24 protein-coding genes are annotated in these 21,512 nt (G+C 68.0%); 17 read left to right on the plus strand and 7 right to left on the minus strand.

Annotated features, from left to right (window positions below; genetic code table 11):
• Window positions 1-48: 48 nt before the first annotated feature.
• From AC6LJ9_RS10240 to AC6LJ9_RS10290, 11 genes are all read left to right on the plus strand, one after another.
• A complete protein-coding gene (locus AC6LJ9_RS10240) occupies window positions 49-756 on the plus strand; it encodes a TonB C-terminal domain-containing protein (RefSeq protein WP_498147445.1) in 708 nt (235 codons plus the stop codon).
• 17 nt (window positions 757-773) lie between these two features.
• On the plus strand, window positions 774-1,289 hold the full coding sequence (locus AC6LJ9_RS10245) for an RNA polymerase sigma factor (protein ID WP_498147446.1): 516 nt from the start codon (window positions 774-776) through the stop codon (window positions 1,287-1,289).
• A 111-nt stretch (window positions 1,290-1,400) separates the two neighbouring features.
• Window positions 1,401-2,387: a FecR family protein gene (locus AC6LJ9_RS10250; protein WP_498147447.1), complete on the plus strand. Its 987-nt coding sequence runs from the start codon at window positions 1,401-1,403 to the stop codon at window positions 2,385-2,387.
• A gap of 147 nt (window positions 2,388-2,534) precedes the next feature.
• On the plus strand, window positions 2,535-3,122 hold the full coding sequence (locus tag AC6LJ9_RS10255; RefSeq protein ID WP_498147448.1) for a transposase: 588 nt from the start codon (window positions 2,535-2,537) through the stop codon (window positions 3,120-3,122).
• An 80-nt stretch (window positions 3,123-3,202) separates the two neighbouring features.
• Window positions 3,203-3,829 (plus strand): transposase, encoded by a 627-nt coding sequence (locus tag AC6LJ9_RS10260; RefSeq protein WP_498147449.1) that lies wholly within the window; start codon window positions 3,203-3,205, stop codon window positions 3,827-3,829.
• Between the two features lie 40 nt (window positions 3,830-3,869).
• Window positions 3,870-4,442 carry an RNA polymerase sigma factor gene (locus AC6LJ9_RS10265; RefSeq protein ID WP_498147450.1) on the plus strand — a complete coding sequence of 191 codons (573 nt, stop codon included), beginning with the start codon at window positions 3,870-3,872 and terminating at the stop codon, window positions 4,440-4,442.
• A 149-nt stretch (window positions 4,443-4,591) separates the two neighbouring features.
• A complete protein-coding gene (locus tag AC6LJ9_RS10270; protein WP_498147451.1) occupies window positions 4,592-5,083 on the plus strand; it encodes a GspH/FimT family pseudopilin in 492 nt (163 codons plus the stop codon).
• The gene (gene gspI / locus AC6LJ9_RS10275; protein WP_498147452.1) at window positions 5,070-5,453 is read left to right on the plus strand and encodes a type II secretion system minor pseudopilin GspI; all 384 of its coding nucleotides are present in this window, start codon (window positions 5,070-5,072) and stop codon (window positions 5,451-5,453) included. The genes AC6LJ9_RS10270 and gspI overlap by 14 nt, the downstream gene beginning before the upstream one ends.
• A gap of 4 nt (window positions 5,454-5,457) precedes the next feature.
• The gene (locus AC6LJ9_RS10280) at window positions 5,458-6,045 is read left to right on the plus strand and encodes a PulJ/GspJ family protein (protein ID WP_498147453.1); all 588 of its coding nucleotides are present in this window, start codon (window positions 5,458-5,460) and stop codon (window positions 6,043-6,045) included.
• 78 nt (window positions 6,046-6,123) lie between these two features.
• Window positions 6,124-6,567: a type II secretion system protein N gene (locus AC6LJ9_RS10285; protein WP_498147454.1), complete on the plus strand. Its 444-nt coding sequence runs from the start codon at window positions 6,124-6,126 to the stop codon at window positions 6,565-6,567.
• Between the two features lie 232 nt (window positions 6,568-6,799).
• Window positions 6,800-6,949 (plus strand): hypothetical protein, encoded by a 150-nt coding sequence (locus AC6LJ9_RS10290; RefSeq protein ID WP_498147455.1) that lies wholly within the window; start codon window positions 6,800-6,802, stop codon window positions 6,947-6,949.
• A 76-nt stretch (window positions 6,950-7,025) separates the two neighbouring features.
• Here AC6LJ9_RS10290 and AC6LJ9_RS10295 read toward each other — a convergent pair whose 3' ends face one another.
• The 3 genes from AC6LJ9_RS10295 to AC6LJ9_RS10305 all read right to left on the minus strand — a co-directional run bounded on the left by AC6LJ9_RS10295 (window position 7,026) and on the right by AC6LJ9_RS10305 (window position 11,784).
• Window positions 7,026-8,792: a GGDEF domain-containing protein gene (locus tag AC6LJ9_RS10295; protein WP_498147456.1), complete on the minus strand. Its 1,767-nt coding sequence runs from the start codon at window positions 8,790-8,792 to the stop codon at window positions 7,026-7,028.
• A gap of 192 nt (window positions 8,793-8,984) precedes the next feature.
• Window positions 8,985-10,556, minus strand: coding sequence for a sensor domain-containing diguanylate cyclase (locus AC6LJ9_RS10300; protein WP_498147457.1), 1,572 nt, complete (start codon window positions 10,554-10,556; stop codon window positions 8,985-8,987).
• Between the two features lie 109 nt (window positions 10,557-10,665).
• On the minus strand, window positions 10,666-11,784 hold the full coding sequence (locus AC6LJ9_RS10305) for a site-specific integrase (protein ID WP_498147458.1): 1,119 nt from the start codon (window positions 11,782-11,784) through the stop codon (window positions 10,666-10,668).
• Window positions 11,785-11,972: 188 nt separating this feature from the next.
• On the opposite strand from AC6LJ9_RS10305, the gene AC6LJ9_RS10310 reads away from it, so the two are divergent.
• The 4 genes from AC6LJ9_RS10310 (at window position 11,973) to AC6LJ9_RS10325 (ending at window position 17,066) form a co-directional block, all read left to right on the plus strand.
• Window positions 11,973-13,022, plus strand: a complete 1,050-nt coding sequence (locus tag AC6LJ9_RS10310) for a DNA-binding protein (protein WP_498147459.1) — start codon at window positions 11,973-11,975, stop codon at window positions 13,020-13,022.
• Window positions 13,023-13,268: 246 nt separating this feature from the next.
• Window positions 13,269-14,222, plus strand: a complete 954-nt coding sequence (locus AC6LJ9_RS10315) for a LysR family transcriptional regulator (protein ID WP_498147460.1) — start codon at window positions 13,269-13,271, stop codon at window positions 14,220-14,222.
• A 253-nt stretch (window positions 14,223-14,475) separates the two neighbouring features.
• Window positions 14,476-15,678, plus strand: coding sequence for a M20 aminoacylase family protein (locus tag AC6LJ9_RS10320; protein WP_498147461.1), 1,203 nt, complete (start codon window positions 14,476-14,478; stop codon window positions 15,676-15,678).
• A gap of 59 nt (window positions 15,679-15,737) precedes the next feature.
• On the plus strand, window positions 15,738-17,066 hold the full coding sequence (locus AC6LJ9_RS10325) for an MFS transporter (RefSeq protein ID WP_498147462.1): 1,329 nt from the start codon (window positions 15,738-15,740) through the stop codon (window positions 17,064-17,066).
• Window positions 17,067-17,163: 97 nt separating this feature from the next.
• Here the strand turns inward: AC6LJ9_RS10325 and soxR are convergent, their stop codons facing one another.
• Entirely contained in the window at window positions 17,164-17,625 is a 462-nt protein-coding gene (gene soxR / locus AC6LJ9_RS10330; RefSeq protein WP_103274444.1) for a redox-sensitive transcriptional activator SoxR, read from the minus strand.
• 331 nt (window positions 17,626-17,956) lie between these two features.
• Here soxR and AC6LJ9_RS10335 point away from each other — a divergent pair, with 331 nt between their 5' ends.
• The gene (locus tag AC6LJ9_RS10335; RefSeq protein WP_498147463.1) at window positions 17,957-18,703 is read left to right on the plus strand and encodes an RNA pseudouridine synthase; all 747 of its coding nucleotides are present in this window, start codon (window positions 17,957-17,959) and stop codon (window positions 18,701-18,703) included.
• 214 nt (window positions 18,704-18,917) lie between these two features.
• Entirely contained in the window at window positions 18,918-19,853 is a 936-nt protein-coding gene (locus AC6LJ9_RS10340) for a S66 peptidase family protein (protein ID WP_498147474.1), read from the plus strand.
• 102 nt (window positions 19,854-19,955) lie between these two features.
• Here the strand turns inward: AC6LJ9_RS10340 and AC6LJ9_RS10345 are convergent, their stop codons facing one another.
• The 3 genes from AC6LJ9_RS10345 to AC6LJ9_RS10355 form a co-directional block, all read right to left on the minus strand.
• Entirely contained in the window at window positions 19,956-20,354 is a 399-nt protein-coding gene (locus AC6LJ9_RS10345; RefSeq protein WP_498147464.1) for a GFA family protein, read from the minus strand.
• A 12-nt stretch (window positions 20,355-20,366) separates the two neighbouring features.
• Window positions 20,367-20,813: a hypothetical protein gene (locus tag AC6LJ9_RS10350; RefSeq protein WP_498147465.1), complete on the minus strand. Its 447-nt coding sequence runs from the start codon at window positions 20,811-20,813 to the stop codon at window positions 20,367-20,369.
• 149 nt (window positions 20,814-20,962) lie between these two features.
• Window positions 20,963-21,505, minus strand: a complete 543-nt coding sequence (locus AC6LJ9_RS10355) for a hypothetical protein (RefSeq protein WP_498147466.1) — start codon at window positions 21,503-21,505, stop codon at window positions 20,963-20,965.
• Window positions 21,506-21,512: the final 7 nt, after the last annotated feature.

Consider the following 21,512-nt stretch of genomic DNA (forward strand, 5'->3'; position numbering starts at 1 on the left):
CGTCCTTGGGGGCAGCAAGCGCACCGCGTGCGTGCGGCGTGGGGGGGTATGTTTTCTTGGCGTTCGAAGGCGGCCCGCTGCACGCGCACGCTATGGCGCGCGCGCCGCTGGCCGGCGCTGCTGTTGCTGGCGGCCTGGTGCTGGCGCGCGCTGGCCGCGGAGGCGCCGCCCGAGCCTCGGCCCATCTTCGCCTTCGACATTCCCGCCCAGCCGCTGCAGGCCGCGCTGGAACAGTACAGCAATGTGACGGGCGGATCGGTGGTGTATCGCGCAGCGTTGACCGTGGGGCGGCGTTCGGCCGCCGTGAAGGGAATCCATACGCCGGAGGCTGCCTTGCGCATGCTGATCGAAGGTTCTGGCCTGGTCGCCGAGTACACCGCGACGAACGCCGTGGTGCTGCAGCCCGAGCCGGCTGCGCCGGCCGTCGCGCGGCGGCCGGCAAATCCCACCGGGTCGTTCTATCGCAGCTACTACGGCCTGATCCAGGCCGGCGTGCGCGACGCGCTCTGCGGCCTGCCGGCGCTGGCCGTGGGCAGTTTCCGGGCCGCGGTGAGCTTTGGCGTGTCGGAGCAGGGACGGGTGCGGGACGCCCATCTGCTGGATTCCAGTGGCGATGCGGGCCGCGACGAGGCGATCACGCAGGCGCTGAACGGCATCGCCCTGGGCAAGGCGCCGCCCGAGGGCCTGGCGCAGCCTTTCGTGATGCTGATCGTGCCGCAATCGGCGGACCACGACCGCGCCTGCGCCATCCGCTGAGCGCCTGACCCGGATCCATGATGCCTTCCAGCCTGGCCGTATTGCGCGATTTCATGCTGCAGCGCTACGACGATCTCAAGGCGCGCCTGACACGGCGCCTGGGCTGCGCCGACATGGCCAGCGACGCCTTGCAGGACACCTGGCTGCGGCTGGAGGGCAAGGACGAGCTGGGGCCGGTCGACAGCCCGGGCGCGTACCTGCTGCGCATGGCGGTCAATGTGGCGGTGGACCAGCAGCGCACCGAGAACCGCCGACTCACATCCAGCGAGGCCGAGGCCTTGCTCGCCGTGCCCGATCCCACGCCGGGGCCGGCGCAGACGGCGCAAGGCCGGGAAGAGCTGGATACGCTGGTGCGCGTCATGGGCGAACTGTCCGAGCGTCAGCGCGGGGTGCTGTTGGCCGTGCGGCTGGAGGGACTGCCGCAAGCCGAGGTGGCGACGCGCATGGGCGTGTCGCTGCGCACCGTGGAGCGCGAATTGCGCAGCGCGCACGAGCACTGCGCGACGCGCATCCGTAATTTATTGTCACCATAAAAAACGCGTCCCCCAGGCGGATTCCGGCTGCGAGAATCGTCATAGGGGAAGCAAGGGGAATAACGGCGCGCCGCCGCTCCATGCCGGCATCGCCGTACAGAGAGAATGGTCATGAAGAGTGCATCCCGGGACGCCCGACGCAGACAGGCGGACATCGAGCGCCAGGCCCGTGCCTGGATACGGCTGCTGGCCTCGGGCCAGGCCACGCTGCATGACGCCGAGGCCTTGAAGCTGTGGTGCGCGGCCAGCGAGGCGCATGCCTCCGCCTTCGCGCTGGAACGGCGGTTCTGGAACCAGGTGGGTCCCGCCGCGCAACAGTTGCAGCGGCAGAGGGCGCTGGCGTCCCACGAGCGCTCGGCTTCTCGCGCCTGGGGCCGCCGCGCGTTCCTGGGCACGACGCTGGGCGGCACGGCCGCCGCCGCCATTGCCGCGGTGGTGGCGCCGCCGTTCGGACTGTGGCGTTCGTTCGATGAGTGGGACGCCGACTACCGCACCGATACCGGCGGGCGCCGCCAGTTCGGCCTGGATCGGCAGGTGCAGGTCGACATGAACACGCAGACCAGCATCGCCCTGCGGCCGGATGTGGCGGGCGCGCTGGGCATGGAGCTGATCACGGGCGAAGCGGCCTTCGAGGCGCTGGCGCCCGACCGCAAGGTCACGGTGCTGGCCGGCGCCGGCAAGGCCAGCGCCAGCCAGGCGAAGTTCGAGCTGCGCCGCACGGGCAATACCGTCTGCCTGACCTGCGTCAGCGGCGAGGTCACGCTGTCGCACGCGGGCGGCGAACTCGCCTTGGCGCCGCGCCAGCAGGTCAGCTACGACCGCGAGCAGGTGGGCGCGATCCAGACGATAGACCCCGATGAAACCTCGGCCTGGCGGCAGGGCGCGCTGGTGTTCCGCCAGACGCCTCTGCCGGCCGTGGTGGCGGAGATCAACCGCTACCGGCGCGGCCACGTGGTGCTGCTGGACGGCAAGCGCGGCGCCAGCGCCATGAGCGGTCGCTTCGAGATCCGCGACATGGAAAAAGTGCTGGTGCAGATCGAGCGCGCCTTTGGCCTGACAGCCACCCGGCTGCCCGGCAACGTCGTCCTGCTCAGCTGAGCGGGCGTCTCCGCCCGGCGTTTGGGCCCGCTGACGGGCGCCGGCGCCGTGTCGGTTTTGAGCCGCGAAACTCGTCCTACCCATGCAGACCCGGTAGCAGAGCGCCAGGCAGGCGCGGGCCGCGGCTGCGCGATGGAGAGAGCAGCAGTGTCGCGCAAACCGAACATAGGCATACGAGAGCTGAAGGAAAACCTGTCGGCCGTGGTGGATTCGGCGTGGGAGCATCCCGTGTCGGTGCACCGCTATGGCTCGCCCTGGGTCTGGATCGTCTCGCACGAGGTCTGGACCCGCAATACGCGCCGCATCGACTTCAATCCGGCGGGCCATCCGCTGGCCGCCGTGCGCCAGCATCTGGACATAGCGATGCGCGACCGCCAGCCGCGCCTGCACGCGGCGGCGCTGCGGGCCATGCTGCGCATCGAGGCCCAGCCGCTGCTGCGGGCACTGGCTGTCCAGCTGCTGTACGGGCTGGAAACCGAGGCCGCGCTGCATGAGCAGATTTCCTGCAACCTGCTGTTCCGCTGGTTCGTGGGCCTGTCCCTGGACCAGCAGATCTGGACGCCACAGGAATTTGGATATTCCCTGGAGCGGGTGCTGGCCAGCGCCGAGCTGGTCGCCATCCTGGAAGAGCTGCTGCTCAGCGCGCCGGTCGCGCCGATCGCGCAGGCCACCGGCATACCGCTGAACCAGGCCTTGTTGAGGGAGTGGCGGGCGCGCAGCGTGCGGGGCGACTGAGACGGGTTTGGCGGTTTTTTCTTCTAGGAATCGTCTTAGAGAAAGACCGCAATGCCGGCCCCCGTCGCAAGGAGATCGCCGTGTCAGCCATCGTCACCGTGGGTATGTTGGAACTGGACCGCAAGCTGTCCAAAGTGCTGGATAGCGCCCGCTGCGTTCCGGTGTCGGTGTCGCGCTATGGCTCGCCCTGGGTGTGGGTGGTGTCGCATGAGGCCTGGATGGGGCAGGTCCAGCTCACCCGCTTCGTGCCGCCCAGGCATCCGCTGGTGGGCCTGCGCGAGCATGTCGACGACGTGCTGCGCGGCCAGGCCGCCATGCTGGAGCGGGCCGGCGCGCAGCTGGCGCTGCGCACCGACGCGGCGGTGCTGTGCCGCGCCTTCATCCTGCAGCTGCTGTATCCGGTGGGCAGCCGCCGCTTCTTTCTGGAGCAGATCGCGTACAACCTGCTGTTCCGCTGGTTCGCCGGCCTGACGCAGGGGCTGGGCGCCGATGAAGAGGCGGACCTGGACCGGGAACTGGACCTGATCGGACGGCGCCCGGAGATCGTGCAGGTGCTGCACCAGGCGCTGGACGACGGCCTGCTGACGCCGCCGAGCTGGGCAGTGCGCAAGCGGGCAGCCAGGAGTCCGGCCGGCACCGGACAGCGCCCGCTTGCGCGAGGCGTTGTGGGTTTCGCGGCGGGCGCGGGCCTGGCCGGCGCGCGTTGACGCCGTGGCATCGCGCTCCCGCCCGGCAGACAGCATCGGCATGGCTGTCACGCTCGCCCGCCGCCCATCCGCGCCCGGCGATGCCCGGGCCTGTCTGAGCGATTTCCTGGTGGCCAACTACGCGCGGCTGATCGGCCGTCTGCGCGCCCGCCTTGGCTGCGAGGATCTGGCCTCCGACAGCCTGCACGACGCCTGGCTGCGCCTGGCGGATGGGCCGGAGCAGGGCGGGCAGGCGGGCGTCGTCAACCCCGGCGCCTATCTGTTCCGCATGGCCTGCAACATCGCCATCGACCGCCTGCGCGCCGAACAGCTGCGGCGCGCGGGCGGTCCCGAGCTCGAACCGGACGATGTCGAGGATGGCGCGCCCGGCCCGCAGCAGATCGCGTTGGCGCGTTCCTCGTTGCGCGACTTCCTTCGGGAAGTGGACACGTTGCCCAGGCAGCAGCGCGCCGTGTACATCGACGTGCGCATCGAAGGGCTGCCGCAAAGCGTGGCGGCCTCGCGCTACGGCCTGTCGCCGCGCATCGTGCAACGGCACCTGCGCGACGCGGGCCGGCACATGGCGGGCTATGCGCACCGGCTGGCCTGTCCGACGCCGCCGCGCGCGCAGTGAAACGGCCGCGCGCGCAAGCGAATCTGTCGCCACGGACGCAAATCCTTCATATGTGGCCGCTACGATTTTCGTCATCCGCCCGCCGCGCGCCGTGCGCAACCGGCGTGGCGACGCCGTCTTCGTCCAGCCCTCATCCGAGCCCGTCCGCCATGCCCAGAAATCCTCCGCGCGACACGCAAGGCCAGCAGGGATTCACGCTGGTCGAGGTCATGGTGGTGCTGGTCATCGTGGGCATAGCCACGGCGGCCTTGGGCCTGTCCATCCGTTCCGATCCGGCCCGCAGGCTGCGCGACGACGCCCAGCAGCTGGCGCTGCGCATGCAGACCGCGCAGCAGGAAGCGCGCGCCGACGGCCGGCCCATCGCCTGGCAGGCGGACCTGTCCGGCTACCGTTACACGCGCGGCACCTGGGCGCTGGACACCGCCGCGCCAGCGCTGGACATGACGCGACTGGATGCCTTCGAACGCGATGCCACGCTGCGCCCGCAGCGTTGGCAATCGGGCGAGGTGCGCGTGACGCCCGCCAGGCCGGTGACGCTGGACGGCGAATGGTTTGGCGAGCCCTGGCAGCTGAAACTCTCCAACGGCGCGGCCGAAGTGGTCTTGCGGCGCACCGGCGGCGGACGCTATGTGGTCCAGTAGCGCGGGAGCAGGCGGGCAGCGGGGTTTCACGCTGCTGGAAATCCTGATCGCGCTGGCCATCGTCAGCGTGGCGCTGGCCGCCGTCATGCGCACGACCGGCATGCTCACCACCAACAACGGCGTGCTGCGCGACCGCGCGCTGGCGCTCATGTCGGCGCAGAACCGGCTGGTTGAGCTGCAACTGGCGCCGCCCGTGGCCACGGTGAGCCGGGACCGCGCGCCCTGTCCGCAGGGCGGATTGGCGCTGGTGTGCGAGACGCGCCTGAGCGATGTGGTGCGCGGATCGCGCCTGGCGACCGTGGAAGTGTTCCGCGACCGGCAGGCCGGCCGGCTGGCCTCGCTCAGCGCGGCGCTGGACAGCCAGAGATAGGCCCATGGACCGGCGCCGGCAGAGCGGTTTCTCGCTGATCGAAGTGATCGTGGCCATCATGATCATGGCCATCATCAGCCTGCTGTCATGGCGGGCGATCGACAGCGTCTCGCTGACCAGCCGCAAGCTGGACGCGCGCAGCGACGAGATCACGGCGCTGCAGCGCGTGTTCGATCAGTTCGAGCGCGACGTCGCGCTGCGGGCCAGCGCCATGCAGGCCGCCGGTCAAGACTTTGGCGGCGAAGCGATCCGGCTGCGCGCCGCGCAGTCCAGCCTGCGCAGCGTGGAACTGATGCGCAGCGTGGCCGGGCCGGCGGCGGGCTGGCAGCGCGTGCTCTGGGAGCGCGATGACCGCAAGCTGCTGCGCGCGGCTGGCCCCTCTGGCGATCGCTATCCGCTGGCGCCTCCAGGCGCGGGCGAAACCGTGCTGGACGAAGTGCAGGAGTTCAACGTTCGCGCCTGGGTGCCGGGCAGGGGATGGGGCGCGTTTCCTACCGGCGACGCGCCCGCCGCGACCGGGCTGGAATTGATCATCGCGCGCGGTCCGCCGGGCGAGCTGCAACGCTATCGCCGCGTGTACGCGCTGCATTAGCGTGCTGTCCCGGCAGGCCGATACAACCGTCGTTTTCGCGCGCGCCACCCGGCCACGCGGTCCAGGAGTCATATGCCCATGCGTGAAATCAGGATGCCGTCCCTGTCCGCCGCCCGCGCCGCCAGCCTGTGCCTGATGGCGGCCGCGCTCGCTGGCCTGGCGTGGTGGGGGTGGGCGCTGATGGAACCCTTGCCCCAGGCGGCCGTGCCCGCCGCTGGCGCCGGGGCGCCGCCTGACGGCGTCGATCAGGCCGCCGCATGGCTGGCGCCCGGCGCCGCGCGGTTGGATGTGAAGGTGGCGGGCGCTCTGTCTGGCGCCGGCCGTGGCGCGGCGGTGCTGTCGGTCAACGGCGGCCCGCCACAGGCCTATGCGATCGGTGATGCGCTGACTGGCACCGCGCGCCTGGCGGACATCGAGGCACAGGCGCTGATCGTGGAACAGGCGGGCGAGCGGATCCGGCTGCCCATTCCCGCGCTGCAGGACAACGCCAGCGAGGGATTGACGGCCGCGGCACGCCAATAGAATGCATCAGCCGTCAAAATGCTTGCTTTTAATGGCAATAATGCGCTAAAATCCAGCATATTGCATTCATTTGGCGTTGCGCGTTGATCGTATTCATGCCGTTTGGATCGCAGCTCATCTCCATGGCGCGGCCGTCCGATGCTCCCCCCGCAGCAGCACGCATCCGGCCCGTCCGACACCCTGCGCATTGTGTCTTGGCGGGAAGGCCACTGCCTTGAATAGGAGAGCACTCATGTTTCGCAAGCTCGGCGACAAATGGCAATTCGAAGTCGCACCGCTCAACTGGAAGGCGCCCGATACGGGCCAGCACGCAGAGGCCACCCCGGCTTCGGCTGAAACCCAGGGCTCGGAACGTTCCGACGCCCAGATCGACGCCAACTAAACCCGCCTTCTGGCCAATCACGGCCGCCGCCGGCTCCCACCGGCGGCGGCCGTTGTCTTTTCCGGCCCGCCCGCCTTCAGGCCGCCCGGTCCAGCAGCACGCGGTTGCGTCCGCTCATCTTGGCCTGGTAGAGCAATTCGTCGGCGCGGCGGAACAGCGTTTCGGCGCGTCCCGCGACCGTTCCCCATTCCACATACGACACGCCAAAACTGGCGGTCATGCCGAAGCGGCTGCCGTCGCAGCTGGTCACGCTTGCCTGGGCAATGCCGTGCCGCATCCGCTCGGCCATTTCCAGCGCCTGCCCGGGTTGGCTGGTGTGGCACAGGACCGCGAATTCCTCGCCGCCGACCCGCGCCACCACGTCGGCATGGCGGAAGTTGCGGGCGCACAGCGCGGCGACGACCTTGAGCGCCTCGTCGCCGGCGGCATGGCCGTAGGTGTCGTTGATGGACTTGAAATGGTCGATGTCGAACAGGATGAAGGCCAGCACCGGGTCGGCGCCGCGCCAGCGTTCCCGCGTCTCTTCGAAGCGCCGCTCGAAGGCGCGGCGGTTGAGCAGCCCGGTCAGGAAATCCGTCTCGGCCATGGTCGCCAGATCCAGTATCAGGCGGTCGCGCTCCGACTCCAGTCGCGACTTGCTGGCGGCGGTGTCCTTCAGGACGCTCAGGGCGCTGAACATCCCGTTGATTTCGCCCCGGTAGCGGTCCAGTGGAATGGCAGGGACGGGACCGCCGTCCGCGATCGCGCCGATGATGCGCGTCGCCTGCACGAACGGCCGGATGACGCGCTTGCGGAACTGACTCAGCGACAGCAGCAGAGCAGCGGCCAGCATCGCGGCGGCGGCCAGCGTGGCCAGCAGCACGCGGACCGAGGAGGTGCGCTGCGCGGCGATGCGCTGCTCCACCCGGTCCAGCATGAAGTCGCGGAATTGCGTGATCGAGCGCATCAGGGGCACGTAGGCGTTGGCCACTTCGCGCGTCGTCAACCCGGCGCCCGCCGGACCGCGCGAGGCGAGTTCGCGCAGCCGCTCGATATAGGCGATGCCGTCGCCCATGTACAGGTGCTTCATGTCCATGTAGGCAATGGTGCCGCGCAATTCCGGAATGCTGGAAATGCGCGCGTCGATCAGGGTCTGCAACTCCTCGATGCGGCCGAGCACGCGTTCGATCTTCAGCTGGTCCGCATCGTTCAATGCCCGGCGCCGGCTCAGCGCGGGAGTGAATGTCGAACCGAGCAGGCCGGCCTGTTCGCGCAGCTCGCCGGCCAGGATGGCCAGCGCCATCATGTCCGAGGCGTCGGATTGGTTGCGCATCACGATGCCGATGCTTTCGACCATGCCGGTGCGCAATTCAGGCACCACATCCACCATGCCGTCGACCACGGACCACACGTTCTGGCCAGACCTGGCGCCTCGCGGCGCGTCGATGGCGAGGTCGGCGTTCGCGCGCGCGATCGCCAGGGCCTGGCGGATGCGCTGAATGTTGGAGAATTCCTTGGCGCCGTGCGGGCTCAGCGGCGCGCGGTACAGGGCCAGCAGTTCGGCCAGCTTGGCATCGCTGCGTTCGCGGGCGTCCCGCAGCGAGGCGAGGAGGGCGGGCGGCACCGGCAGGTTCTCTCCCAGCGCGGCGTTCATCGGGCCGCGCTCGGCCGAGACCAGCTCCATGGTCTGCAGCGTGCAACGCACGGCGGTGAAGGCGGTGGAGGCGGCGGCGGTCGAGGCGTAGGCGCGCCAGTTCTGTTGAACCACGATGCCGGTGAGCACGGATACCGGCAACACCACGCCCGTGGCCAGTATCAGGAAATACCGCTCCAAGGATTTGAGGGCGTAGGCACTGCGGAACATACGGAAAAACCGGCCCTAAAACAATGTCTGTGCCGCGCAGAATACTTGAATTGCTGCAGCCGCAGCGCCATGCGCGCGCAAGCCGTCGCAATTTTGAAACGCTATATCAGAATAAATCTTTAAGTTTCAACAGAACTCGGGTTTTCATCAGATTGTTGCGCCTTCGCGCATCGATGCGCGTCCGCGCCGCGCTCAGGCCTGGCCCTGCAGCACGACCCGGTTGCGGCCGCCTTGCTTGGCGGCGTAGAGCGCCGCGTCGGCCTCGGCGAAGGCCTGCGCCGGCTCCGCGCCGAAATCCTGCCAACAGGCCACGCCAGCCGACACGGTGATGCCGCCGATGCCGGGCATTGGACAGGCTTCGACCCGCTTGCGCAGCCGCTCGGCCACCAGGCCGGCTTCCTTCAGGCCCGCGCCGGGCAGCAGCATCAGGAATTCCTCGCCGCCGTTGCGGCACAGCACGTCGGCGGGACGCGAGCATTCGCGCATGATCTGCGCCATGTGCCGTATCACTTCATCGCCGGTCGAATGGCCGTGCGTATCGTTGACGTTCTTGAAATGGTCGATGTCCAGCGCGATCACGCCATAACGGATGGCCGAGGCGCGCATCTGCTCGACGGCGTCCTGCATGCCGCGCCGGTTGCGCAGGCCGGTCAGCGGATCGGTGATGCTGGCCAGGTTGAGCTTGCCGATCTTCTCCTGCAGGCTGGTGAAGCTCCAGATGACGGCGTGCTTCAGGCGTTCGGCCTCGAAGTACCAGGCCTTGACCGAACGCACGCGTTGCATGGCGACGGCCACATCGTGGTGTTCGACATTGGTCGCCAGTTGCGAGAGCGGCAGCGAAATCATGCGCGCGCACCACCAGATCGCCAGCAGGAAGGCAATCGCCAGGGGCGCGGCATAGCCGAGCAGGGCCCAGATCAGCTCCTGGATCGGCTCCAGCGTGACGGCGGTGGGGCGCTGGGCGATGATGCCCCAGCCGCTGCTCGTCACCACCGCATAGCCCGCCAGCATGTCGACGCCCTTGGTGTTCAGCAGGCGGCGCGCGCCCGACTCGCCTTGCTTGACGGCGGCGACCACGGGATTGTGCGAGACATCCTCGCCCAGCCGGCTGGGATCGATGTGGTAGATCAGCTTGCCGTCCCGGTCGACCACGTAGAGATAGGAGCCGTCCTGGTAATGGTGGCGGCCCAGCAGTTCCTGCAGGGCGCTTTCATTGCGCAGATGGATCGAACCCGCGATATAGCCACGGTAGCGTCCATCGCGCGAGTAGATCGGGTGTGACAGCGTGATCAGCAGATTGCCGGCGATCGACACATAGGGCGGGCTGACCTGCGCCTGGCGCGACTGGAGCGCGGCCCGGCTGCCCGGGCTGTCGACGCGCGCGCCCAGAAAGCCGCGAAAGTTGCGCGAGGCCGCCAGGATGACGCCGTCCGCGCCGACGATGCCCACGGAATTGAAGCTGTCGCTCTGTTCCTGCACCCGGCTCGCCTCGGCCTCGAGCGCGGCAGGCGAGTCCAAGGCGTCGGCCACGTGCTGGGCGCTGTAGCGCAGTTGCTGCTGCGCGCCCTTCAGGAAGTTGGCCGCGCTCTCGGCCAGCTTGGCGGCATAGACGCGGTTGGACTCAAGCGTGTTGGCGATGAGCTGGTCGCGCTGCACGCAGTAGCTGGCGTACAGGGCGTTCGCGGTCGCCGCAATGGCACTGAAGACGGTCAGGGCGAGCACCAGCCCGCGCAGATGGATACGCATCGAGAACGTGGCGGACATGGCTTGGTGCGGGCGCGGCGGCCACGTGACGGGTCAGCTTGTTGGAAGAGAAGGGGAATACGGGCGAGATTGTAATCAGGAGCGGGCCGAGGTCCTCCGGACCGTTGCGCTATCGGGTCTCGCCGGCATCGTCGCGGTCCGGCGGGGCGGCCGCCTGCTCTGCTTCCGCCAGATCGAACAGGCGGGCGGCCTTCAGCGTGGCCGCCGCGCCGGCGCGATAATAGCCCATGGCCGTGGCCACGCTGGCGTGGCCGGTCATGGCCATGGCGTCGCCCAGCGGCACTTGCTGACGGCCGGCCTCGGTGATGAAGCCCGAGCGCAGACTGTGGGCCGAGTAGTCCTCGTCCAGGCCCGCCAGCTCGCAGCGTTGCCGCACGATATCGCGCACGGCGGCGGCGGCCAGCGGCTCGCCCAGCACGTCGCCGCGCCGGATCCGGCGGAACAGCGGGCCCTGGGCGATGCCGCTGGCATCCAGCCAGGCCTGCAGGGCCCGCGCCGCCGCTCCGGCGATCGGTTTGGCGTCCTCGGCTCGGGCCGCGCCCGCCTGGTTGGTCTTGGAATGGCGCAGCAGATAAAGAAAGCCGTCCCCCTCGCGCGGCGTGTTTTCAACGGTGGCGCGCACGACTTCGGAGCGGCGCCGGCCGCCGCTGGCCCAGGCGAACAGCAGCAGCGCCCGGTCGCGCAGTCCGCGCAACGAATCGTCGCAGGTATCCAGCAGCGCCTGCAGCGGCTCGCGCGTCAGGGCCGGCTTGCGCGCGGGCGCCGCGCCGCGCCGGGCGTGCGCACGACGCGTGCGGGCGAGCAGATCGCGCAGCGCCTGCGCGCGGCACGGGTTGGGCAGCCCCAGCGTGTCGTGCGCCTTGGACAGCACCGATACGCGCTGCAGCAAGGTGTTCAGCCCCGGCGGGCCCAGGCGGCCCTTGACCTTCAGGCGGACCAGCTCCCGGTCCAGCGCCGCCGGCATTTCGCTGGCCAATCCTTGCTCGGTCTGACGACGGGCGTGGTCCACGACGAATTGAACGACGGCGGTCTCGGGCAATGGCAGGGCGAAGCGCCGGCCGTAGCGCAGCTCGAACCAGGCCGCCCAATACCGCATGGCGGCGCGGTAGCTGGCCGCCGTGTTGGCCGAACTGCCTTCCCGCCTCAGGGCGCGCGCGGCCTCGTCCGCGCTGCGGTCGAGGACGGCGGGGTCGAGCAGGGGCAGGGCAGGCAGGGATTTCAGTTGCATGGATCGGGCGCGGTTTCGTGTCTGCGAGGCGATTTTCGGCCTGGAATCGGGCGAAAACCTTGCCTATGTATTATCTAATATGTATTGTGTTTGATATCTAACACAAATACCGAATTACTCGCGATAAGCTTCCATTATCGTGAGTAATTCCAGGCCTGCGCAAGGCAAAAACACCGAACGGGATCGATATGGCCACCGGAATCACGGAATCAGACGTCTGGACGGCGGCGGACGCGCTGCTGCTGGAAGGCGCGCGCCCCACCATCGAAAGAGTGCGGCAGAAGATCGGCCGGGGCTCGCCCAACACCGTCAGCCCCTATCTGGAGACCTGGTTCAAGGCGCTGGGCGCGCGGATCCGCGATCCTCGCGCCTTCGCCAGCCAGGAGACCGTGCCCGATCCGGTCGCGCAGGCGGCGGCGCGTCTATGGGACGCCGCGCTGGAGCTGGCGCGCGCGGAACAGGCCGCCGCCCAGCGCGACGCGCAAGCCGAACTGGCGGTGCAGCGGCAGGCCAATGCCGACGAAGCCGAACGCCTGCGCCAGCATGCCCTGGCGCTGGCGGCGCGGGAAGACGACATGCGGCTGAGCCTGGCCGTGGCCGGCACGCAGCTCGAAGCGGCCGAGTCGCGCCTGCGCGCGGCCGAGGCGCAGCTGCGCCAGCGCGATGCCCAGTGGGACGCGGCGCAGGCCCAGCTGGCCAAGTCCCGCGCGGCGGAACAGGCGCTGCAGGCGCAGGCGGAGCAAGCCCGCGACGCGCATGCGCAGGCCCAATCCGCGCTCGAATCCCGCCACGCCGCGCATGAACGCCGCTGGCTCAATGAACTGGACGCGGAACGCAGCGCCGCCAAGCGCCTGCAATCCAAGCTCGACGAGGCCGTCGCGGCGGGCCAGCGCAAGGCGGCCGCGCTGGAGACCGAACTGGCGCGCGCCGGCGAACGCCTGCAAACAGCGGAACGCGAGGCCCAGGCCCGGTTTGCCGAGCAGGCGGCGCGGTCGACTCGGCTGGAGGCCGAGCTGGTCACGGCGCGCTTGGCGGCGGAGCAGGCGGCCGGGAGCGCGAAGGAGCGGGAAGCCAGCCTGGAACAGCTGCGCGGGGCGGCCGAGACTCAAGCGGCGGCGCTGCAGGCGCGGATCCGGGAACAGGATGAACAGCTGGCCGCGCTGACCCGGCATCTGATGATGCTGACCACGCCGGCGCCAGCCGTTCCGGACATGACACCCGGTCAGGGGAGCGACTGAGCCGGAGACACGGTCAAGGCGGGCATTGCTTTCAGATTTGTCTGATTTCGATGGACAGGCATGCCGGGGAAGATGAGCGTTCGACGCAGCCAGCCAAGGCGGGCGCGCCATCCTCATACTTCCCCGACGGTGTCCGGACGAACAGACGGCCGGACGCCGCCGGCAACATCGACCGGCAGATCGACAGCCTCCTCCCGGACTGACCGGCGCGGTCATGTCGCGCTGGCAGGCGGCCAGAAAGAACCCATGACGATCAAGCTGCATCATCTGCAGTACCTTGCGGCGGTGGCTGGACGAGGCAGCGTGCGTTCCGCGGCGCTGACATTGGGAGTGAGCTCGACGGCGGTCAGCCGAGGCCTGATCGATCTGGAAAATCTGGCCGGCCTGCCGTTATTCCAGCGCGGCGCCGCCGGCATGCTGCTGACCGATGCCGGCAAGGCCCTGCTGACCCATGCGCGCCAGGTACTGGGACAGCTGGACGCCGCGGGCCACACCCTGGCGACGCTGCGTGGCGGAACGACGACGCGCATCACGATCGGTGTCACGCCATGGGTCGCGCGCGTTCTGCTCGGGCCGACCCTTCATTTGCTCACCCGGCGTCGCCCCGATGTGCGCTTCGATATCCACGAGCTCATCGGAGCCGAGTACAGCGCGCTGCGCGATGGCACCCTCGACATGGCGATCGGCGTTGCGCCGCCGTCGGACGTGGCGGAATTCACGGTACGCCCCTTGCTCGACTACAGCATCACGGTGTCATGCCGGCCTGGACACCCCCTGTCGAATGCGCGAGATCTGGAGGAGCTGGCTGGCCAGGACTGGGTGCTGATCGGCGAAATAGAACACCATACTCCGGGCGTCCAGCGCTTGTGGCGCCGCGTCCTGGAGACATCCAAGCCGGTCAGGCTGCATTACGCGCGGTCCGCCCAGGTGGTCACCGCCATCGTCAGGACCACGGACATGCTGACGATCAGTCCATGGCCCATGATCGAGGCCGAGAAGGCGCGGATATTGCATCCGCTGATCCTGCGCGAAGAGATTCCGGAACAGACGATCGCGCTACTGACCAAGCACAATTTCGCCATGAGCGGCGCCGCGCGGGACTTCATCGATTGCCTCACGAGCGTGATCGAGCAAGGCCACAAATCGGAAGATCCGGCAATACGCCGTTCCTTCATGGCCGTGACACGCCCCGACGACTGAGGCGCCCATCCACCCGGCCGCCTACATCCGCAGGCCGCGCCGCGCAAGCTTCGCCGACGCAAACCATCGGTTGGCATGCCAACCTCGGCATCCTATTTTTCCCTAGGGACTGGCGCTTGCGGCGCTTCTAACATCCCGGCTTTCGCATCGCTCGTGGCGGGTTGCATGGGCTGAGGCGCCGCATTGTCAACAGCATCACTGTTCCCTTCAACGTCCCGATTTCAGGACGACCTTCAACCATGGCGAGCGATAAATGGACGCACTCCTAAAGTCCCTGGGCACCAATGTGCAGGACTTCATCGATCTTAGAAGAGATCTGCATCGGCATCCCGAGCTGAGCTTTGCCGAGCATCGAACCAGTGACATCGTGGCGAAACTCCTCGCTCGCATGGGCTACACGGTGGAGCTGGGCATCGGCGGCACCGGTGTGGTCGGGCAGCTCAGGCGCGGCAATGGCTCGCGGCATATCGGCATACGCGCCGATATGGATGCCTTGCCCATCGAAGAAAAAAACGCCTATTCATGGGTCAGCCAGTCCAGGGGCGTGATGCATGCCTGCGGCCACGACGGCCACACGGCGATGCTCCTGGCGGCGGCCCAGGCGCTTGCCAGCGACACCGCCTGGAGCGGAACCCTGACCTTGATCTTCCAGCCGGCGGAAGAGGCCGGGGGGCCGCGCAGCGGAGCCGCGCGGATGATCGAGGACGGGCTCTTTGACAAGTACCCCGTCGACGCGGTCTATGCCATGCACAACTCGCCGGGCGTCGCGCAAGGCCGGCTGCAGTTTCGCGAAGGACCCGCCATGGCATCCAGCGACAGGGCCACCATCCGCCTGGAGGGAGTGGGCGGGCACGCGGCCAAGCCCGAGCGGACGATAGATCCGACCGTGGCGATGGCCAGCCTGGTGATGGCATTGCAGACCGTCGTTTCCCGCAATGTCGGACCTGTCGGGAACGCGGTGATCAGCGTCGGCATGATGCATGCCGGCGAGTCGCGGATCGACGGGGCATACAACGTCATTCCCCAGGATGCCGTGCTGGGCCTGAGCATACGCGCACTGGATCCTGCCGTGCGTTGGCTGCTGGAGGAGCGCATTCGCGAAATCGCCCACGGACAGGCCAACAGCTATGGCTGTGTGGCGCACGTCGATTACTCCCGTGGCTACTGCCCCCTGGTCAACACGCCCAAGGAAACGGATTTCGCCAAGTCCGTCGCGCTGGAGCTGATCGGCGCGGAGCTGGTGGACCTGGAGCGTCCCGTGGCCATGGGCAGCGAAGACTTCGCCTACATGCTGGAAAAGAAGCCCGGTTGCTATCTCTTCATCGGCAACGGCTCGGCCGGATCCAAGGGCGGCAACACGATCCACAACCCGAATTACGACTTCAACGACGACAACGTCGCCATCGGCAGCGCGTATTGGTACCTGTTGGCCAAGCGCTATCTCATTTCCCTTTGATCCAGGTCGTTGAACCCAGCCGCCAGTTGTTCCCCGGATAGCCACATATAGGTCCCGCCATGTCCAAGACCACAGATCCCTCCGCTTGCGACGATGCGCTCTATCGCAAGGTCACGCTACGAATCGTGCCGCTCCTGTTCCTGGGGTACATGGCGGCCTGCATGGACCGCATGAATGTCGGCTTCGCCAAGCTGCAAATGATGGACACCCTGGGATTCAGCGATACGGCGTTCGGCATCGGGGCTGGCATCATGTTAGTGGGGTATAGCCTGCTGGAAGTCCCGAGCAATCTGCTGATGGCTCGGATCGGCGCGCGCAAGACCTTCGTTCGCATCATGGTGCTGTGGGGACTGACCTCCGGAGCGACGGCCTTCGTCCAGACGCCGGCGCAGTTCTATGTGGTGAGATTCTTCCTGGGAGTCTTCGAGGCCGGCTTCTTTCCCGGCGTCGTGCTCTATCTCAGCTATTGGTTCCCGGCGTCCCGGCGCGGCGGCGCGATTACCCTGTTCTCGTCGGCATCAGCGGTGACCGCCGCCATCTCCGGCCCCCTCAGCGGCGCCACCATGAAGTATCTGCACCAGCTTGGGGGCCTGGAAGGCTGGCAGTGGGTCTATCTGACGCAAGGCCTCCCGGCCATCATATTGGGCATGCTGATCTGGGCGGTGCTCAAGAACGGCCCGACACCGGGAGGCTGGCTGAACGAACAGGAATGCCTCCGACTCGCCGAGAACCTGCGGCAGTGCCGGTCGACCGCGCACGCGCTCACGGTACGCGAAGAGTTGATGCAGGTCGTCCGGATGCCCGCGATATGGCTGCTGGCCATGGCGACGTTTCTGGAGTTTGGCGCCGTCTACGCCTGGGGTTTCTGGTTGCCGACCCTTATCAGGAACCTGGGTGTCACGGACCTGATATCGATCGGCGCCATCGCTTCGGTGGCGAGCGCGGTCGGCGCCGTGGGAGCCATCGTGGCGGGGCGACGCTCGGACCGCGGCATGAACCGGCATTGGTATTTCCTGGCGCTCGCCTTCATCGGCGCCGCGGGCCAGATGAGCTTCGTGCTTGCCAGCGGACGCTTCGCGCCCTCGGTAATGGCCATCGTGGCCACAGGCCTGAGCCTGTACGCCGGCTGGCCGCTGCTGTCGGTCGTGGCGACGGATTATCTTCCCCGGCAAATCGCGCCGGCGGGCATCGCGTTCATCTCTTCCATCGGCATTCTTGGCGGCGCCGTGTTTCCGGCGGTGTTTGGCTATTTGAAGTCCCGCACGGGGGAAACAATATGGGGAAATTACCTGATCGCGAGCCTGCTGCTTCTTTCAAGCCTGATCCTGCTCTTGTCGCGCCTGGTCATTCGGCGCCGGGACGGGTCGACCGCCTTGGCCCAGGGCTGAAGGCTTGGCCTGTCCGCACCTGTCGGCGGCGCGAGCGCGGCGTCCCCGCGACAGGGGACGGCCGCCAAGCGCGCCGGGACATGGCGGCGCCCGCCGATCACGGACGCTCAAGAATGCGCGGCCCCGGCCCTTCGGCGGCGAGCGCGTCGTTCGGATTGCGCAGCGGACAGTCCTGCAGCGACAGGCAGCCGCAGCCGATGCAGTTGTCCAGCTCATCGCGCAGGCGGGTCAGCCGCTTGATGCGTTCGTCCAGCGTCTGGCGCCAGCGCGCCGACAGGCTTTTCCATTGCGCCGCCGTCAGCTTGCTGTCGGGCGGCAGCTCGCCCAGCGCGGCGCGGATCTCGTCCAGCGGTATGCCGGTGCGCTGCGCGACCTTGATGATGGCAATGTAGCGCAGCACGATGCCGGAAAAGCGCCGTTGGTTGCCTTCGCTGCGGGTGGCCTTGATCAAGCCCTTGGACTCGTAGAAGTGGATCGTGGACACGGCCACGCCGCTGCGCTTGGCCACTTCGCCGACGGACAACGACCGCGTGTAGTCGATCGCCACTACCTTTGCCATGATGAGCTGACCTTAAGTTAAGTTGAGGTCTTATAGCCCGTCGGGCTTGCTTTGGCAAACGCCCCGGCAGCCGTCCGACGCATGGAAAAGGCGTAACATCCGGCACTTGCAGCCGCGCAAGCCGCAAGCGCCCCTGGCCGCCGCGCCAGCCCTTGCAGCGATCCGCGCGCCCGTCTTTCATCAGTCAGCCTTAAGCCATGATGCCTTTGCCCGCCGAACTCCGGCCCACCAGCGCTTCGTTCACCGCGCATGGCCTCGCGCCTGCCGTCGCGACTGCCGCCGCGCGCCTCAGCGCCCATTCCATTGATTTCCCGACGGCGAGGCCGCAGCGATGAACGCCGACCACAAAGCAGCCGACGGCAGCGAGCGCCTGGCCAAGCGTGTCGCGATCCAGCAATCGTGCTCGCGCGCCGACGCCGAACGCTATATCGAAGGCGGCTGGATCGCGGTGGACGGACAGGTGGTCGAAGAACCCGGATTCCGGGTCGGTCCGAGCCAGACGGTCAGCCTGTTGCCCGGCGCGCGCCTGGAGACGCTGCGGCCGGTGACCATCCTGGTTCACAAGCCCGCGGGCGTGTATGCCAACGACGAACCCGGCTCGGCCCGCGACCTGATCGTGCCCGCCAACCGCATGGAAGGCGACCGTTCGCCGCAACGCTACCTCAAGCGCCTGCTGGCCGGACTGCGCCTGGTGACGCCACTGGAGCGCGCCGCCAGCGGCCTGGTGGTCTACACGCAGGAATACCCGGTGGCGCGCAAGCTGCAGGAAGAAGCCCGCCTGGTCGAACAGGAATACATTGCCGAGGTCAGCGGCAGCCTGGACGCGGAAGGACTCGCCTGGCTGCGCCGGGGCCTGCCTTACGAGGGCCGGCCGGCCTCGCCGATGCAGGTCAGCTGGCAGAATGAAACCCGGCTGCGTTTCGCGCTTAAGACGCCCGCGCCGGGCTTCATCGAGTACGCCTGCGACGCCGCCGGGCTGGAACTGCGGGCCTTGCGCCGCATCCGCATCGGTCGCCTGCCGCTCGCCGGGCTGCCCGCCGGCCAGTGGCGCGCGCGCCTGGATTACGAGCGCTTCTGAGGCCGACGCGATCCGCCGAGCAGCCTACATACTCAAGGAGCACGCCCGACCGATGCCGCACGATTCCATCCCGCCAGCGCGCCGAGGTTTTCTCAAGCAGGCCGGCATGCTCGGACTGGCCGCGCTGACTCTGGGCGGCTGCGCGACACGGCGTGGCGTCGCGCCGCGCTCGTCCGGCGGCGCGCAAGCGGCCATGCCCGCGCAGGGCGCGCCCGTGCCGCCGCTGCGGCCCGGTGGCCGCGTGGCCATCGTCGCGCCCGCGTCGGCCGCGCCGAACGCCGCGGACGATGCCGCCGACTGGCTGCTGTCGCGCGGCTATCAACCGCGCATCATGCCGGCCGCCCGCAGCCGCCTGGATACGCCTTTCGACTATCTGGCCGGCACGGACGCCGAGCGCGCGGCCGACCTGCACGCGGCCTTCACGTCCGCCGATATCGATGCCGTCTGGTGCCTGCAGGGCGGTTTCGGCTCCTGGCGCCTGCTGGACCTGCTGGACTACGACCTGCTGCGCCGCCACGCCAAGCCCTTCATCGGCTATAGCGACATCACGGCGCTGCATCTGGCCATCCAGCGTCATGCGGGATTCGTGTCCTTCCATGGCCCGATGCTGGCGCAGGATCTGCTGAACGGGCGCGAGGAACCCACCGAGTCCGCCCTCTACGCCATGGTCGGCGGCCGGATAGGGCAGGGCGCCTGGATCGGCGCGCCGGACTATGCCTTGCCGACGACGCTGATGCCCGGCACGGCCACCGGCCGGCTTGCGGGCGGCAACCTGGCGCTGATCTGCGCCTTGCAGGGCTCGCGCCACGAGATCGACACGCGCGACGCCATCCTGTTCATCGAGGACGTCAACGAAGCCGTGCCGCGCGTCGACCGCATGCTGTCGCAGCTGGCGGCGGCGGGCAAGTTCGAATCGATCAAGGGCGTGCTGGCGGGCAGTTTCACGCGCTCAGGCGCGCGCGACGATGCGCAGTTCCAGTACGCGTTCCATCCCCTGCTGCGCGAGCGCTTCGGCCCGTTGGGCATTCCCGTGCTGGCCGGCTGGCCCAGCGGCCACGGCGATCCGAACCTGACGCTGCCGCTGGGCGCGCGGGTCACGCTGGACGCGACGCGGCAGGGCCTGCGGCTGGAGCAGGCGGTCACGCGCTGAGCTGGCCGTGTTGTCCTGGCGCGCCGCGTCCGCGCGGACAAGGCGATGAGCGCCTGATGTGCCGTCTCGCGGATACGCCCGCGCCTGCGGCGGGACAGCAGGCTAGCTGGCGGATGCCGCGACATCCGGCCACCACGCCGGCCGCCCGTCCTCGAAGGAATGGCCTTCAGGGCGCAATGCCGGATCCCGGTGCTCGTCGAACACGCCGATCAGCAAGGCCACCGTCGGCGCATCGTCGATCGCGCCCAGCGAACTGCCGCAATGCGGGCAGAAGGCGCGGCTGGAATAGTCCGATGAACGATAGACGGCCGGCGCGCCGCCCGGGCCCGTCCAGCGCAGCATCGCGCTGGGATACTCCACCCAGCCGACGCTGGGCGCGCCGGTGTGGCGGCGGCAGGACTCGCAGGAGCAGGCATGGGGATTGCCCGGCTGCCCAACGGCCTCGAAGCGGATCGCGCCGCACAGGCAGCCGCCATGGCGGATATCGGAATGGCTGTCCATGCGCCGGTCCCCTTACAGGCTGTAGCGGTAGTCGCAGCTCATGTTCGCCTTCAGCGGCAGGTCGCCGTCGGCGCGCGCGCCCGGACGCGGCCCCAGCAGCTTGGCCTGGAACTTGCCCGCCATGTCGCCGTTGGGCTGCATCTTGACCGTGACGGACGCGGGCAGCGCATACAGCGTCAGCGCCACGGGCTCGCCGGGAATCACCAGCGTGAACACGCCCACCGGGAAATTCTCGGCGACATGGCCGGACGTCTTGTTGGAATTGAACGTCAACCTGGCCTTCATGTAGTCCAGCGTCAGCGCCATTTCGTCGGACGAGGGCGATGGAATCTGGCCCTTGATCGTGACCTTGCCGCTCTCGGACACACAGGACAGCTCGGCGGGCGCCGAGCCGGCCAGCGCGGACGAGGACAGGGTCAGCAGGCACAGGGCGGACATCGCGGCGGAACGGCGCATCATCGGAAGGTTCTCCAGGCGGGGGCAGGGCGCGACTGGCGGCGGGCCGGACATGGCGACGCCGCGCCGCGCTGGATGGATTATCCACGACTTGGCGCGCGACGCGCCGGGGATTTGCCGCTTGGGGATGCTCTGATCAACTCCAATGGGCGTCACTGCAGCTCACTTGGACCAGTAATCACGTCGGCATATCGCGCGGTCAGTTCGAAGATGCGCGTGAGACTAAGTGGCACATGACGTACTCCCAGCTTTTTACAGATGGTTTCGGGGCGGATACCAAGTTTTGGATCAGCATCAGGGTCAGGTTTGGAGAAGTACTCGGTGACCCAATCCGGTTGATAGGCAATCTGTTCCAATGCAAACCATCCAACGAAAAAACCGAGGCCAAAGAATTCGTCAAAGCCTTCTGCAATCACAAAATTCGGCGTGTCGCTCGCAGGCACCGTCATCACGATCGGTTCCTTGTCCAGCTTCATGTGCGGTAGCTGGAGGTAGCTGTAGTGAACACCATCTCCGCCTGTGGACGCGAACGTTTTGGCCGCTACGGGTGTACACCAGTAGCGCTCGGATATTGAAACGTCATTTAGTATCAAGCCATACGGAGCTAACACTTCGAGCCACGAATATTGAGCCGCCTGCGCGAGTTCGCGGGCTACGGAATGGAGGTCCTGCAGACGAGAGGGAGGCAGCAACATTTGTAGA

The sequence above is a fragment of the Achromobacter sp. 1011811831 genome (assembly GCF_059760905.1).